This is a genomic window from Pedobacter sp. ISL-64 (assembly GCF_018613605.1).
Classification (GTDB): Bacteria; Bacteroidota; Bacteroidia; order Sphingobacteriales; family Sphingobacteriaceae; genus Pedobacter.
In genome coordinates this window covers 202,397-218,475 of sequence record NZ_JAGGPU010000021.1, presented here as the reverse complement: position 1 = coordinate 218,475, position 16,079 = coordinate 202,397, and the positions used below count along the sequence as shown (strand labels likewise).

Genomic DNA, 16,079 nt, shown 5'->3' with positions numbered 1-16,079 from the left:
GTGGTTCATTAAAGCTTATTTGATGTCGGTATTTAATAAGAATAAACAAAAAACCCCTTTGCCTCCTCCGGAGGCAAGGGTTTCACTAAAAAATTAACTACTATTTTAAGAATTCTATTTCATACTGATTTAAGAAAGGATTACCATCAATACCAAAATCAGATAAGATTTTAATGTTCATCCAGTACAACATATTTGCACTAACAGTTGCTGGTGTAAGCGCTATTGATTTACCCGTGGCATTTGCATCAGGTGTAACTGATGGTGGTACATCTGTTCCCATGGCTTTCCAGGTAAATGGACCTGAAAGCGACATATCATAACCACCCGGTGCCTTATTAGCAATATAGGCATCTGTACCTTCGTTATTTTGCCAATAACCAATTAAATTGGCATAATTTGGATGTTTGGTAATATCTTTTAAGGCCACGTTTGCCTGAACCGTTGCAGCATCAAGTGCAGTATTGAAATATGCCAATTCTGCACCCAGAAAATTTAAACCAGTACCACCCGAAAACTGTTTGTAACCCAGGGTTAACTTTTCTGAAGTTGATAAACTTTTATGAGCACTGATATTTAGACTTGTGTTTAGTACTCCATCGGTGTACAAAGTAGCCGTTCTGGTGGTGGTATTTACATATTTTACCGTCATGGTTAAGGTATGCCAGCCTCCATCGAAAACGATACCCCCGCCATTAACTTCTTTCCTATCAGTGCCTGAACCGTTATTTGTACCGCCAAAAGATACATTCCACTTCTTCGAATCAGTTTGAAACCACATCCAACCGGTTTGAGTAGTACCGCTAATGAGGGTGCTTTTTGATAAAAAGCCCACATAGTAATTTTCGGTATTAAATTTGGCCTGCATCTGTACTGTAAAATCTTTGGTTGATCCGGAGTCGTATAATCCGTTATCATTATTCACCACAGCCCCAATACTGGTACTGTTAAACAAGGGTGTATTAAAGCCACGTTTCTTAATCTCCTCTTGTTTAAAGTTTTTATTTGAGGCGATTAAAAAGCCTGATTGTGGGTTTGTATTACTACCACCGTGGTTGGTGGTTACAATTACCAGCCAATCTTCTTTTGCATAATTCTTTCTTGCTTTTAATGCGGTAAGAATATTACCAACATACTCATCGGCTTTTAAGATGGCATTTTTATAATTGTCGTTTGTTGCCACGAAACCACCGCTGGCGCCGGCTACTTCAACATCTCTGAAGTTAACCATTACAGCGCCCACATTACCCTGTTTATTCAACACGTTTATAGTACTGTCTTTTACGGCAACATCGGTACTCACTACAGGTGAAAAATCGGCATTTCTTAAGTAGTAACGTAAATTACTCCAGGGCGTTATTACCGCTGTTTTAGTGGCTTTATATTGGGTAATATAATCGAGCACATTTCTGTACGATTTAATTTCGGCATGGTCATCGCCGTTCGGGTCCTGTATTCTTTCAAAATTATCAGTACCGATAGAATGCTTGGCAAAACTTACTCCGGTAGCCATGGTTACCCAAGAAGAGGCGTCGTTACCGATACCACTTTTTTGTATTTCGAAAGTATATTTGCCTGTTTTCTGCAATTCGGCAAGGTTAGGTGCAGCAATTGTTCTTAGCTCGCCCCCGGTAACGCCATCAATACTAATTACGATTACTTTACGCTGAACATCGTTCAATGGTTTTAACTCTTCATACACAGGTGGAGGGTTATCGTATTTTTTACAGCCTAAAACACCCGCCAACAAGGCGAAGGTACCGGCTATGAATATTGAAGTTTTATTGTTTGTTCTCATTTTCTTAGCGCTTACTGTTTATTTAATTACACCTATTTCTGATAATGATGCTAACGTATTGTTGGCTGTCCAGCTATTCTTAAGAATTACCCTAAAATACTGAGCATTAACCGCTCCTGCCGGGAATAAGAAGTCGTATCTGGCAAATGCATTTGGTATTTGAGTGGTACCTACGCTGGTATAAGTTACGTTATCATTGCTCACAAAAACCTCTATATCTTTCGGACGTTGAGCCGTAGAATTTCTTGGGAAGAAGTACATACCTTTTGCCGACGCTCTGTTACCTTGGCTCATCACAATTGTAAAAGGATAAGTTTGTGCTGCTGTTGGCGCAGGCGAATACTGTGAGTGCCAATAAGTTGTATTGTTACCATCTAACATATTTGCCGGAGCGCCTTCATTTGATTGGTTTGAGCTTACCGAAACGATTACCGGTACTATAGCAGCCGTACCTCCTGTTTTATTAAGCGGGTTATAAGTCCATATTTGTGTATTTAATTGCGGATATTTTGCAGCAACTTTATCTCTTACAGTTGGACTGGTTAAAATACCCCAGGCATCAAAAAATGGCCCTAAATCTATTTGCGTATAATCAGATAATTTCTCGTAAACAAAATTATGCATGGTGATATCACTGGTATTTAAGCGTGGTGCATGTCTGGCTTCTGAATACAAATAAGTCATGGCACCGTAACCATATTTTTCAAAAATCTGAACAAAAGGAGTCATTCTTTTAAAGGGATCGTTCATTGCCACATCAGTATCGAAATTTTTAACGCCGGCACCAGAGGCATAAGCAATAGCTTGCGGAAAACCGCTTGACACTGATGGATGAAGAATATTATAATTAGCTCCTATCCTATTAGCCACTTTAAAACTGAAGAGGTTGTTGGTTGTTTCGCCTAACGTACTCCAGCTCCATACTTTACCTTGCTGACAATTGTGACCGAATTCGTGATAGCTCCCCCACATTCCATTACTGGTTGTAATGTTTGTTAGACTTGTAAAACCTTTAAACCACTCACTGTCATTTAAACCCACAAAAGGGAAACCACTGTGACCATAACCTGCTGATAACTGAATATCTAATACCCCTCTCCACGGCCCCTGCGGGCTTCTATCTTTTACATCTGCCGCATTATCTGATAAACCCATCCAGGCATTGTAATCCAGATCGAATACATCGTTCCATTTGCCGAAAGCTACTGTTGGGTTGGTATAAGGCTCAGATGATGAAAAGGTAGCTACAATTTTATCTCTCGGAACCAGAAAAATTACCCTTTTGCTACGCAACTCTAACCAAGGTACCTGCGAAGCTTTTACTTTATTTACCCAGTCTGCATCTACAGTTTGACCCAGAATAAAATCGGGAGAAACACAAGCGTTTGTAATGGTAAATTCTACAGGGTTAGGATAAGCCCTACCCGCGCGGATATAAATGGTACCACCATACAGATTACGTACATAATTAGCACCAGCATACAATTGCTGACGCATATAAACTACCGGATCTCTTAATAATGGAGATTTCCCTGCGAGATTATCGGTATGCCCTCCAACCTGAACAGTTAAACCTTCAATCCCTGTCGGAACCTCTATTTTAACCAATTCGCCTGGTGCAGCGTAGTAACCTGTACTGTACTGTGGCTCTGGCGCTATCGAAATACGCAGATTATCGGCTGTTTGATCTGTAAAATTTAAATCTAAGGTAAACTTGGCATTTTGTACACGGGGCTCCGATTGGTCGACCAAGCCCGGGAATACCCTTGCTTTTGCATACATCGACTTATCGATCACCTTCATATTGGTGTCAATATTGCCTGCAGCAACATTCTGAGAATCGTCTGGGTAACCATCCGGAATGTTGTAACCGTATTTTTTACAGGCTGTTACCCCTAACAACAACGTAACAGCACATGATATAGTGAAATGATTAAGTTTCATATTTCTAGTATTTAATTAGTTTGTTGGAAAAGTAACTGAAGGGTTATAAAATTTACCCATTAAACTCCATTGGGCCGGTACAGCAATATTCATCCAATTGTAGATTAATACCGGAATATCAACACCGTTAGGCACAGCTTTAAAAGCAGCTTCAGATATTGCCGGAGATAGATTTGGGGAGATATCAGCAAAACTCGTCCAGTTAGGCGTTCCTACTAAATTCATTTTAGGCGCTTTTCCAGTCACATCATTTATTACACTTCCAACACCTTCGTCACCTTTAAAATAGGCTATTAAATTATTGTAATATGGATCTGTTATGGGAGTTAAAGGTGTTTTTTTACTTGCCGCTATAATATCGGCATTCGGAATGGCTATATTATAAACCGCAAATTCGGTAATAAAACAATCCACATTTGTATATTTTCCAAACTGCAGTGGTGCTGTGGTATTTAAATTTCCATTGACTCCACTTACGGCTAGGGCTAAATTAGCCGTTTGCGCAGCTATACCATCAACAAACATACTGGCTGTATGAGTAGTACCATTATTAAAAAACCTTACCGCAACAGAGTGCCACTTTCCATCATCTAATTTTTGAGATGTCGGCCCTTTTGCCTGGTAGTTAGAAGTAGTCCCGGTGAAACTCGCATTAAAACTAATGATACCACCATCGTCTTTTATAAAGGCCCAGCCTGGCATTCCTCCGGTTATTCCACTAGTCAGGCCTCTTTTTTGGAGGATTGCACAGTAACCTGAATTCCCGGCACTTCCATCCCAACGGATGTTAAAGCGGATGGTTGCCTCGGTATTTGTACCTAAATTTAAGAAATTAGGATCACTTTGTACCGCACCATTGGTTGCATTAACCTTTGGCCCAATTCCGGCATACGGCAGGTTACTTACATCAGGTTTAGTTACTGCATTTGGTTTAAATTTAGGGTTGTAAAAAGCCACGAAAGTATTACGGGAATCATCAGCATAGATATTTGACCCTGCATTACCACCTGAAGTAGGGCCGCCACCTTTGTTGGACGCGATTACCACTAACCAATTTTCGCTAGCATAGGTTTTCCTGGTGCGTAATGCAGCTAAGATCTCTCCTACATAACCATCTAAAGTATTAATGGCAGTGGCATATGCTGCTGTTGTGGCAGTATATCCATTAGCGGCACCAGCCGTTTCGGCGCTATGAAATTGTGCCACCAGTAATGATGGGTTGCTGGTTGTTAACTCCGTAATAACAGCAGTTTTAACACCTGCATCATCAGACAGGGTTTGTTTAACACTGGCATCAGCTGCCAGGTTATCATTAAATGCTGCTGTTGATCCGAAAGAAACTGTTCTTGCGGTTGGTATAGTTGATTTAATTCCAGTAAATAATGTCGGGGCAGTTTGCAGATTTAAACCTGTAAAAGCTTCTGTGGTAACATTATGTTTGGTATAATCTACTCCGGTAAGCATAGTAGTCCAGGATGCGGCATTGGTTATTGCATTTCTCTGGTAATCGGCTACACCATCATAAGAATAAATTGCATTATTAGTAATTTGAGTAAGATTAGTCGGAGCTAAAGTGCTAACCACCGAACCTTTAACGCCATCTAATATAATGTACAATACTTTTTTAGCATTGGTACCTAAACCAAGTGTATCATTTTTGAATGAGGTAGGCAGTACACTATCAAAATTTTTGTTGCAGGCCGAATGAAGTAAAACAAAACCCAAAACGAGCGCAGCACCCATAGTTTTTATGTTAAAAACTGATATTATATTTCTTTTCATATCTATATAATTAAAAGTGTACAGTTAATTAGAAATGATTAATCTGAGTACATTATGTGGCAATACGGAATTAAACCTGCTAATATCTCCCACCAAAACAACCTGGGAACCATTTGATACTGGTGTTTCGATCATATCATATATCCTGCCCTGAAAACCACCAGTATTGTTGTACCCTGCCGCCAGTTGTCCATTTGCCTCCAGTATCATAAAACCCTGGCGTAAATAATCTCCATATTTATTAAATGAGCCCGTTACGAGAATTTTTCCGTTGTTTAATTGTGACGCAAAAGTTGCTAAGCCCCCTGTAATCAGCGCCCCTGTAAATGTACTCACAGTAGAACCATCAGGATTAAGCAGTGCAAGACCAGAAGATGCCTTTCCATTAAAACTTGTAAAGTTTCCACAAACCACAATTTTATTAGTGGTTGTATTGTAACGGATGGAATAAACATCACCATCAGCTCCGGCACCAGCATTAAAACTCTGATCTACAGAACCATCTAAATTTAAACGTACAATCCGGTTTGCCGTAACGCCATTAAACGAGCTAAAGCTACCTACCAGAATCAGTTTACCATCAGTCTGCATCATGGCATCGATAATTGCTCCATTACCTCCAGCAGCACTTTGGCGTGTGTTTTTATTATAATGGAAGGTTGAGTCCATTGATCCATCTGCGTTCACGCGAACCATCTGCTTCATTCTGGTTACATCATACACCTTATCATCGTAAGTAGAGTTAGGATAATACATTCGCTTAAAATTCTGGAAATTACCGATGATGTAGATCTGTTCTCCAAATACAAAGGTTTTTCTAACTATACCGTCAACCCCAGCATTAAATGCCGCAACGGTATCGCCGTTTTTCCATAGTTGTTCTGGTTTAGGATTAACAATTGGCACCAAAGAGTTACCCAGGGCATCTTTATCGGCAGTTTTTATGGTATCTAAACTACCATTGGAATTTAATCTCACAATGTTGTTCAGTGTTTGGCGATTGGTACGCGTAGAATTGTAGGCTGTAAAACTACCGGCAACAATGTATTTACCATTTTGAGAACCCGTAGTAATGCGGTTAATGGAATAAATGGTTTGGCCAGCACCAACAGCACCTTTACCAAAACTCACACCTGAGGTACTATAAGCTCCATCGGCATCTATCTGTGCTATACCGCCATTTGGAAGTGCTGCTGTACCTTTTTGTTCAAAGTTGCTAAAGCTGCCTGTTAACCAGAACAGACCCGTCGGGAGCTTCTCCGCATCGTAAACCGTTGTACCTCCTGAGCCCGAAACAGATCCTGCTCCGTTTACAATCTTAAATGAAGGATCAACAGACACCTTACCGCCAATTTTAACAATCGGGCCAAAAAAACTTTGCCCTTGAGAGGTAATCCAAACGCTACCTGTACTGGCCACTAAAGGTACTTTAAACTGTATCGTACTATCGGTATAATTTAATACTTCAGCTTCGATCTCATTTACATACAGTTTAAAATTATCCTTGTATTTCATTAAGCCTTTTATCTGAAGATTTAATGTTGTGCCCGCAGTTACAATATCAGGGTCGGTTGATTTAGAGATAAAAGTAATACCTAAAACCTGTTTACCACCTGCATAAGGATCATCGGCCAGTCCCTCACTTTTTTTGCAAGCAACCATTAAGCTGGCAAGGCAAACCGCCGTTGCAACCAATAAGCTTATTTTATATTTTATGTTTGTTAACATTTATCAGTTCATTTATATTAATAAATAATTTGCTATGGTGTTGGCGGCAAAATACCAGATGCTACTACCTGATCTATAAACGTATCGGTATTAAAACCAAGGTTATGTTTAATTTTGGTTAGCACGTGGATTACCCCGTTGTTGGTCTGAATATCAGATGTTGCCACAGGATTATTCTGTAAAGCCACCTGCGGATTTGACAAATCAGGAATGAAAGCCAGGTATAGCTGACGGTAGCCTGCGTATTTTACCCCCCCCGCGTCGTTAAAAACTGCTCCCACATTCATAATACGACCGGCATACGAAGTATAGTTCTGGCCCGGATAAGCGATATAAGCTAATGTATCTCGCTGTGGGTAATCTTTTAACAAATTAGCACCTTTAAAAATATATTGAGAGAGTGTATTTTTCCAAACTTCTGGTTTAATCTGGCTCAGCTGGGACACCGTATCTTTTCCATTATTTTTTAAATACTGGTTCAATCTTTTAATGCTTTTAAAAACCGAACCACTTGGTGGAGCAAAAAATGTTACATTTTCTTTATCCAATACATCATTCATACCCGCCAGATTGATTACAGTAAGAGTGCTATCAAAAAAAGGCTTTTTGTCTTTCATGTAAGCGAGTGTGCTTCCGCTATACTTTGGATCGTGCACACCTGTATCGAAATAATATTTTTTACAGCTACCGAGAAGCAACAAAGCAGTTGTCAACAGGAGTAAAAGTGATTTATTTTTGTTCTGTATTTTCATATTCTTAATTCCAAAAGTTATTGCCCACTAAATTAGGATTTGCAGTACGCTCTGTTGCGCTGATGATTAAAGGCCAGGTCCAGGCACCAGCATTAAAATTGCTTACACTGATTACTGCTTTTGAAAATTCGGTATTAATGGCTCTTTTTGTTCTCACAAGGTCGAAGAAAAACTGTCCTTCACCAATGAGTTCCCTGCAACGCTCCCTGTAAATATCATCTTTCAACTCACTTCCTGATGAGATAAGCGCAGGGGCAGCAGCTGCCAATCTAACCTGGTTTACATAGTCTCTGGCGGTAGCATCATCGCTAAGCTCCGCAGCAGCTTCTGCTGCTAGTAATAAAGCATCTGGTAAACGGAAAATAATAGCACTATCATCGTTATTTACGTTTAAACTCGATCCTGAACCAGTTGAATAAACGTTAATAAACTTTTTAAACTGAAAAGTGTTATTATCCGAATTGGCGTTTTCGAACCAGGTTGTGAACCGCGCATCCGGCACTCCGGCCGGAAACAACTTACCGATATAATCTTTATCATAAGCCATAAAACTGGTTGTTTTACTTATAGCACCGCGGTATGGATAATGCGAAAAGAAATACGAATAATTGGCATATGCTGCAAATGTTTCGCCGTAGTTATAATCCTGTAAAACACCAAAAAGATTTTCGCTGGTACGGCCTTTAAAAATCCGCATGGTATTTTGTTCGTTAATTGGCAGAAGCGAATAGTTAGTATAAGTAGCCATTTCTGTTCCTAATGCTACCACTGCTTTATAATAACCGCTTTTATCGCCATTATCCCATGCAGCTGCCCACATATTTAAATGCATTAACAAAGCCACTGCACTTGCCCTGGTTGGTCTAAAACCAGTAAGGGAAACATCGGTATAGGTTGTTGGCAAATCATTTTTTGCAGCACTCATATCAGCAATACATTTTTTCATTACTTCTACCTGTGGCGTACGTGCTAAAGATTTACTATTATATGCTTCAGTATAGTAAATGGCATCCCCAAATAACTTACAAATAAACATATAACTTAGGTTACGCATAAAAACGGCTTCTGCTTTGTATCTTTTTTTATCAGCATCTGATAAATTTCCCGATGGTACATTATCTACCTCATAATACAAGATGTTGCTTGCCGCAATAATATCGTACCAGGCTTTCCAGTCCATAATATTCTTTAGCCTGTTATCGTAGGTAGTGCTGGCAGTTGTAACAGATTTTAAATTATTGTTAATTAAATTATTAAAAACATTATTTCCACTATTATCAATGGTGCCCACTGTTTTAACAAAGTTACCCCTAACATCAAGCGCAGGCATCAATACTCCCCCGCCAACTTTATCCCTAAGTCTGGCATAAATACCATTGGTAAAACCTTCTACATCTTTTCTGGTCTGCCAGAAATTATTTCCCGATAGCGCATCTATTGGTACTACATTGAGGAATTTTTTACAGCCCGTGCCGATAAACAACAGCCCCATGGCCACGAGTAAATATTTTATATTTTTCATTTTCATCCTGTCAAGAAATTAAAATTCTATGTTTAAGCCCAAAGCAAACTGTTTAGAAATCGGATATCCACCAGCATAATCCCTACCTAAAGCGGTTACGTTTTCAGGGTTTGGACCTGAATAACGGGTAATAAAGCCCAGGTTAGAAGCAGTAGCATTAATACTTACCCTGTTCATCCCGAAATGTTGTGTAAATTTCTGATTAAACATGTAGTATACTTTTATTGAGTTTAGCTTAAAGTATGAACCGTCTTCCTGGAATAACGTTTGATTAAACCTGTAAGGGTTTAATATAGTAGACCTTACAAAATCTAGAGGGTTCCCATATTTAGCCACGTCACCAGATGCTGCCCAATAGCTATATTGCGATAGCGGCACAATGTTTCCTAAGGCTGTAGGGGTACCAAAAGAGGCAAATTGCGAAGCCAAACTGTTGTTTAAAATATCTCTCTGAAAGGTAAATGAAGTATTTACTTCTAAACTCCAGTTTTTGTATTGTAAAAGGGAAGTGAAACCACCAGTAACCTGGGGTTGTGAATTACCTGCTATTACCCTGTCATAATCATTCAATACATAATTACCATCTAAATCAGTAAATACCGGATCGCCGGCTTTGAAATAATTCAATTTAGAATTTGCGCCCACACGGTAAGGTAAACCGGTAAGCGGATCTACTGGAACCTGCGCATTAGTACTGTAAACACCTTTGGTATTGAACAGATAATTGGATAAAGAGTTAATACCTAAACGATAATAAATGTCCTGACCCAACGCAGCATCAGTGTATATCTGTTCGCGCAATCCATCGGGTAATGCAGCAAGCACCTCACGATTGATGGCCAGTGTACCGCTTAATGTTAACTTAAAAGGACTGCTGGTGTTTAAAGGACGGGCAGTAGCCTGGAATTCCCAACCATAGTTTACGTTACTGATTTCAGTCGATCCAATTTTGCTGAAGGAATTTGAACTCGATATCGGTTTCTCCCTGAAAATGTTATCGTTCTGTTTATAATAGGCATCCATTGCTAAAGAGAACTTGCCGTTAAGGATTCCAATATCAAAACCAGCGTTGTAAGTAGTGGCTTTAGTTGGCTCTAAACTTAAGTTTGGTAAGAAACTTAAATCGGCAATTACGGTATTGCTGTTGTTGTAACGGTCGCCACCAAAATATTTACCATAGGCCTGATAAATATTACCGTTTGGTGTAATGTTCGATCCATAACTTAAACGGAAATCACCATAATCGAGCCATTTAAGACCTTCTAAAAAATATTCTTTGTTAAAATTCCATTTAACAGCAACAGCCGGGTTTTTCTTGTAACCAGCATTCGGACCATTAGTAGAAAGTCCATCTACACGGTAATTGAAATCCAGCACATACTTTTGTTTGTAGTTATAAGAAAATGCAGCTGCGAAAGCAATGGTTCTTAAATCGGTATAATCGATTGTTCCACCTAAAGAGGTTAGGTAATCACTCATATTGGTTAAAGGACCTCTTAACTGATCGTTCACTCCCCTATTGTTCAATATGGCATCGGCTTTAAAAAACGAAGCCCTTAACTCAGAGAAGGCAAATATATTGAAGTTGTGTGCATCTTCTCCTGCTTCTTTAATTGCGTATACATAAGATAACTGGTTACGGTTATATAAGGTAGTAGCCCTATCGGTATAGGTATAATACTGTGACTGATTTGAGTTCAGTGCAGCTGGCGAAAAATTATCTTTAGTGCTCGATACGCCGGTGTAGTTTAACACAGTACCTATTTTAAAATTAGGCAGAATCTCATAGTCTACATTTAAATTTGCAGTAGTATTCAGAATTTTATTGTCGTTATCAGTAGTTAGGGCACCTAATACAGAGTTAACGGAAGAGTATAAAGAGGGTGCTGGTAATAGCGAGGATGAACTACCTCCTGTAGCTACACCGGCATTCTGAAGCCCGTTTCCACTTCCTGTTTGTACTTTCTGTATGGAGTTGTTAAACTGCCCGGTGAGTTTAAACTTACGGCCTGGGAAATAGATCATGTTCATGTTAAGGTTGTAACGCGACAAGCCCGTATTTTCCTGAACACCCTTTTCATCATAGGCTGTTAAAGCTACCTTATAGTTAAACTGCTGATCGCCTCCTGAAACATTCACTGTATGTGTCTGATTAAAGGTAGGACGGTAAAAATAAGACTGCCAGTTGGTAGAGTTATTGTAATAAGCATTTAAACTATCAGATAAAAATGGTGTAGAGTTGATTAAATCGATAGCATGATTATAAGCCGTATCATAGCGCAAAATCTGGTCGATTCTTAATAAACGCTCGTCTTTACCACCAATTACCGAACGCAACTGCGGCACGGTTGACATAAAAGCTGCACCGTTATAACGTACAACAGGCACTTTAGAGTTACCGCGTTTGGTGGTAATCAAAATTACCCCATAGGCACCTCTCGATCCGTACAGCGAAGTTGCTGCAGCATCTTTTAAAACCGAGATATCTTCAATATCTTCGGGTGGAATTTGTGAGGCTGGCGAAATACCCGGCCCTGCTTGCTGGAATCCGTAAGAGTAATTGGTATTGTCATCAACCGGTACCCCATCAATTACATACAGTGGAGAAGTTGGTGTTAAGAAAGAGGCATTTCCTGAACCCGATACATTGATATTAGAAATACCACGCAAGGTTACGCTACCCCTGAAACCCGGAGCACCTGTATTGTTCTGGATGTTTAAACCAGCTACTTTTCCCTGTAATAATGAGATTACATCCCCAGCAGGTTGTCCCTGAATATCCTTGCCCGAAATGGTTACTACCGAGCCGGTAGTTAAGGTTCTGCTCTTGGTCTGGTAACCCGCTGTAACCTTCACTTCATTTAAGGTTTTACTATCAGTACTTAAGCTAACCGAGATAGTGGTGCGGTTGTTTACCTTTATCGTTGTGGTTTCGTAACCTACATAGCTGAATGTTAAGCTGGCATTACTAGCTACTGTAACCCTGAATTTACCATTCATATCGGTAATACCCAGCGAGCTGCCAGCACTTGTAACACTCACGCCAGGTATGGTTTCTTTTGATTTTGATGAGCCATCTGTTACCACACCAGTAACAACAATACGTTGCTGGGCGCTTGCCAGATTTTGGAAACCAAAAATCAATAAAATAACTATGGTGTAAAAATACTTCATTGGAAATATGTTTTGTTTTAGTTTATATTGTTCCATTAATCATTATCAAATTTTGGTTTATCGCGCTTAAACCAGAAAGTTATCTCCCAGTCTCCTTTTTGGTAAATATTAAAGTTGAACGCCAGGAAGCATTGTTGCAACACATTGCCAAAAGCCTGTCTGTTAAACCTGAACACCACCCTGGCCTGATCGCCGGATAGCGTAGTATATTTGGTTGGGTAAGCACTACAAGGAATTGGGTAGGCAACTTCATATTTTACCTTGGTAGCATCTTTAACCATATTGAAACCATGTACCAAATTAGGCCAATCGGTAGCCGCAAACTTATTCGGATCGATAGGATTGGATAAGGTATCTACAAATTTGAAAGTGATGCTGTTACCATTTCCTGCTTTTTTAAATAAAACCTGTACATCATCTCTGGTATTAAGTGGCTGTCCACGCAGGCCAGTAATATTTAAGCTGGTTGGATTAACTGATACTGAAGTACCCTGCCCGGTTACCGGATCTAAATTTGAAGGCTCGTACGGACGTTCACGTAAAGGGCGTAAGCGGAAATTCTGAAAGTATTTCCTACCACCAGAGTTCGACATTTCTACATCGAAAACATAACCCGAATCGGGCTGTGCCTTTACCATATTTGAGTTAGCAGCCGCCCACATCATAAACTCCCCTGAGTGTGGCCGTACTTCGAATAAGGGATGATTTTCAGTAGTTCGTTTAGCTTCGATCTCGGCAATAGACTTCTCTGTTCCATCGTAAGCGGTTTTCCAAACGGTTACCGGATAATTATTAGTGAGTTCTGGAGCAGGCTCGCCATTAAACGTACGCATGTTAACAATTTTAAAATCCAACGGACGGCTTGAGTTACCGTATTGAAAATTATTTGCAAACAGGGTATTTCTTCCCAAAACCGGTTGATACACGTATTGGGTATATTGAGAATCGTTGGCTATTGATAACCTTTCATCGGGCAGGTTTTTCTTGCACGAATATAATACGATTCCACCTAACAATAAGGTTAAGCTAACTTTTAGTATATATTGAATATTTTTCATCATTCCTGTCTATTTATTCAATCTGTATGTAAATTCATCGAAACCAAAATTGTGTATTGGCGTTAGGATATTAATTGAGGCATTATTGGTTTTAATATTTACCGCATTTGTTGTTGTTGTTACCCAGTAATCGGTAAAAATAGAGCCATAAGTATCACTAAAATTAAGCGTAGCAGCTCCCCCATCAACATAACCGGCAGAACTCAGTTTTACATATTTTACATGCATCTGGTAATCAATTACGATGTTTTTGACCAACATTCCATCAACATTATCAATGTAAGCATCAGTAGTTTTATTATCCCTCACAATGTATTTGCACAGCATAAATCCCAACTCATCCCAGTCTGCGTTTGATAAATAAACCGGCACCTTACCTTCATTTTTACGCGTGATGTTTAAATACTTTACCGCAGCCTCAAAGTTTTTGTTTACGGGTGCAAAAAGTGTTAATTTTTGATTGGTTAGCGAATCGATCAAGAAAGGATATCGGTTTAAAACCAACAGTAAAGAGTCAAAAGTCCCTTTTGGTTGTGCCTTTAAATAATCCATAGCCGAACCTCTAAAGGTTTGCTGTGTATTTACATAATCATGATAAGGCGAATCGTCTTTTTTACAAGCCGTAAAGCACAGGGTAATAAGCCCTAAAAGAAAATATGTGCTCTTTTTATATAATAAATTTTTCATTCTAAATCTGATTAGGTTGATTATTGCCAGTATGGGTTTTGGGTAATTGATGAATTTGCATTAATTACATCCTGAGATACCGGCCAGTAAATGCCTCCTGCAGCTTCAAACTGTTTAAAGGTCATTGCGGTACCATTTTTCGTTGTAAAAACACGCTGTGGGTTTTTGATCCTGTTATACCTGATAATATCATACCATCTCCAGCCCTCGCCCATTAATTCTCTTCTGCGTTCCTGAAAAATCGCGGCAATTAAATCTGGCGTAGATGTTGAAAAACTAATTCCCCTCAACAAACAAGCGCGGTTCAAGGCATTAAGCGCGTCATCTTTCAGGCCTAAAACAGCCAGCGCCTCAGCCCTTAATAAGGTAATTTCTTCCATGCGGCTAAATACCATTGATGAACTGAACAAAGTCACATTTCCCGAGGTATTGGATGGATAAATTACCTTTACTTTATTGAAAATTGGCAGTTCTGATTCTACACCATAGAAATAATTAGTTCTGTAAAGACCTTTTACCGGATCTACACTAAAACGTAAATCAAATGGATTTGTAAATGCTTTAAGGATGGTATCTTTTGATACAAACATTTCAGGCCGCGATTTCGGTATAAACGGCTCGGCCAGGGTTAACTGCTCCAGGTGTCCGTTAGCTGTTGCTAAACCGTTACCTGCTTCAAATGGAAAACCCACCATCAGATTTGCTCTTTTATAAGCAAATGGACTATAGTTATTCTGATTTTCGGTTAGTGCATTCATATCAATATAATCTAATGGGTTGGCCCCATCTACAAAATATTGGGTAGATTGATTATCCAAAACGAATTTAGAATAGTTGGCTGCATCGATATAGTTGCCTTGCCATGCGGCAATATGTGCTAACAAAATATAAGCTGATAAGCGGGTAAAAATAATTCCGTTCCAGCTTGGCCAGTTACCACCATAGTACAAGCCTGGCATAATTGGATCGGTACCGCCATATCTGAACGGCACTACTTTTGCAGCTGCCAACAACTCGTTGGTTGCAAATGCAAGTACCTTTTGTTGTGGTGAACGGCCCAGTTTTACAAACTCCCCGTCGTGCGATGAGGTAAGTAAAGGCACATCACCCCAGATTCTGGTCATGTAAAAATAAGCAAAAGCCCTTAGCATCCTGGCTTGCGCAACATCCACATCGTTATTAATTTTGGTGTAACGCGGATCGAGCGCCTGTATTTCTTTCGATCTTTCGATAAAAAGGCTTGCGGCATTAATCGCTGCATAATAAGGTCGCCAGTTGGTGATCCTGTTAATTACAGGATAAGAGGCATTTAATTGTCCGTTTACAATGGCCTTTAAATCTGCCCGGTTGGTAATGGTAAAATCGCCCTGTCTTAAATCGCCCATTAACCAGTGTGCATTGTCAGCAACGGTAGCCGAACGCAGCAGCCCGTATATTGATAGCAAATTGGCTTTGGCATCTTCGAGCGTTTTCCAGTTGGTTTCTTCTGTTGCTAATCTTGTTGACTGTACATCATCAATCTTTTTACAAGAAAAATTCCCAAAAGTAATCAGTAGTACAAAAACTGCGATAGCCGTTTTGTAAAACATGTTCTCTTTATTGATTGTGTAATTCATGTTAATGCTATAATTATT

At 39.5% G+C, this 16,079-nt stretch carries 10 protein-coding genes; all 10 read right to left on the bottom strand.

Features of this window, described 5'->3' with window-relative positions; all coding sequences use genetic code 11:
• Window positions 1-100: 100 nt before the first annotated feature.
• Genes J7E57_RS23350 through J7E57_RS23305 form a run of 10 tightly spaced genes read right to left on the bottom strand, consistent with a single transcriptional unit; the run spans window position 101 to window position 16,061 of the window.
• Window positions 101-1,798 carry an alkaline phosphatase family protein gene (locus J7E57_RS23350; protein WP_215125632.1) on the bottom strand — a complete coding sequence of 566 codons (1,698 nt, stop codon included), beginning with the start codon at window positions 1,796-1,798 and terminating at the stop codon, window positions 101-103.
• 18 nt (window positions 1,799-1,816) lie between these two features.
• Window positions 1,817-3,742: a M60 family metallopeptidase gene (locus tag J7E57_RS23345; RefSeq protein ID WP_215125633.1), complete on the bottom strand. Its 1,926-nt coding sequence runs from the start codon at window positions 3,740-3,742 to the stop codon at window positions 1,817-1,819.
• Window positions 3,743-3,757: 15 nt separating this feature from the next.
• Window positions 3,758-5,524, bottom strand: coding sequence for a LamG domain-containing protein (locus J7E57_RS23340; RefSeq protein ID WP_215125634.1), 1,767 nt, complete (start codon window positions 5,522-5,524; stop codon window positions 3,758-3,760).
• A 24-nt stretch (window positions 5,525-5,548) separates the two neighbouring features.
• A complete protein-coding gene (locus J7E57_RS23335; protein ID WP_215125635.1) occupies window positions 5,549-7,252 on the bottom strand; it encodes a DUF5008 domain-containing protein in 1,704 nt (567 codons plus the stop codon).
• A 32-nt stretch (window positions 7,253-7,284) separates the two neighbouring features.
• Entirely contained in the window at window positions 7,285-8,004 is a 720-nt protein-coding gene (locus J7E57_RS23330; RefSeq protein WP_215125636.1) for a fasciclin domain-containing protein, read from the bottom strand.
• 4 nt (window positions 8,005-8,008) lie between these two features.
• Window positions 8,009-9,526 carry a RagB/SusD family nutrient uptake outer membrane protein gene (locus tag J7E57_RS23325; protein WP_215125637.1) on the bottom strand — a complete coding sequence of 506 codons (1,518 nt, stop codon included), beginning with the start codon at window positions 9,524-9,526 and terminating at the stop codon, window positions 8,009-8,011.
• A gap of 18 nt (window positions 9,527-9,544) precedes the next feature.
• Window positions 9,545-12,700, bottom strand: coding sequence for a SusC/RagA family TonB-linked outer membrane protein (locus J7E57_RS23320; protein WP_215125638.1), 3,156 nt, complete (start codon window positions 12,698-12,700; stop codon window positions 9,545-9,547).
• A 35-nt stretch (window positions 12,701-12,735) separates the two neighbouring features.
• Entirely contained in the window at window positions 12,736-13,761 is a 1,026-nt protein-coding gene (locus J7E57_RS23315; RefSeq protein ID WP_215125639.1) for a DUF5007 domain-containing protein, read from the bottom strand.
• Window positions 13,762-13,767: 6 nt separating this feature from the next.
• Window positions 13,768-14,445, bottom strand: coding sequence for a hypothetical protein (locus J7E57_RS23310; protein ID WP_215125640.1), 678 nt, complete (start codon window positions 14,443-14,445; stop codon window positions 13,768-13,770).
• 20 nt (window positions 14,446-14,465) lie between these two features.
• Window positions 14,466-16,061 carry a RagB/SusD family nutrient uptake outer membrane protein gene (locus J7E57_RS23305; RefSeq protein WP_251030020.1) on the bottom strand — a complete coding sequence of 532 codons (1,596 nt, stop codon included), beginning with the start codon at window positions 16,059-16,061 and terminating at the stop codon, window positions 14,466-14,468.
• Window positions 16,062-16,079 lie beyond the last annotated feature (18 nt).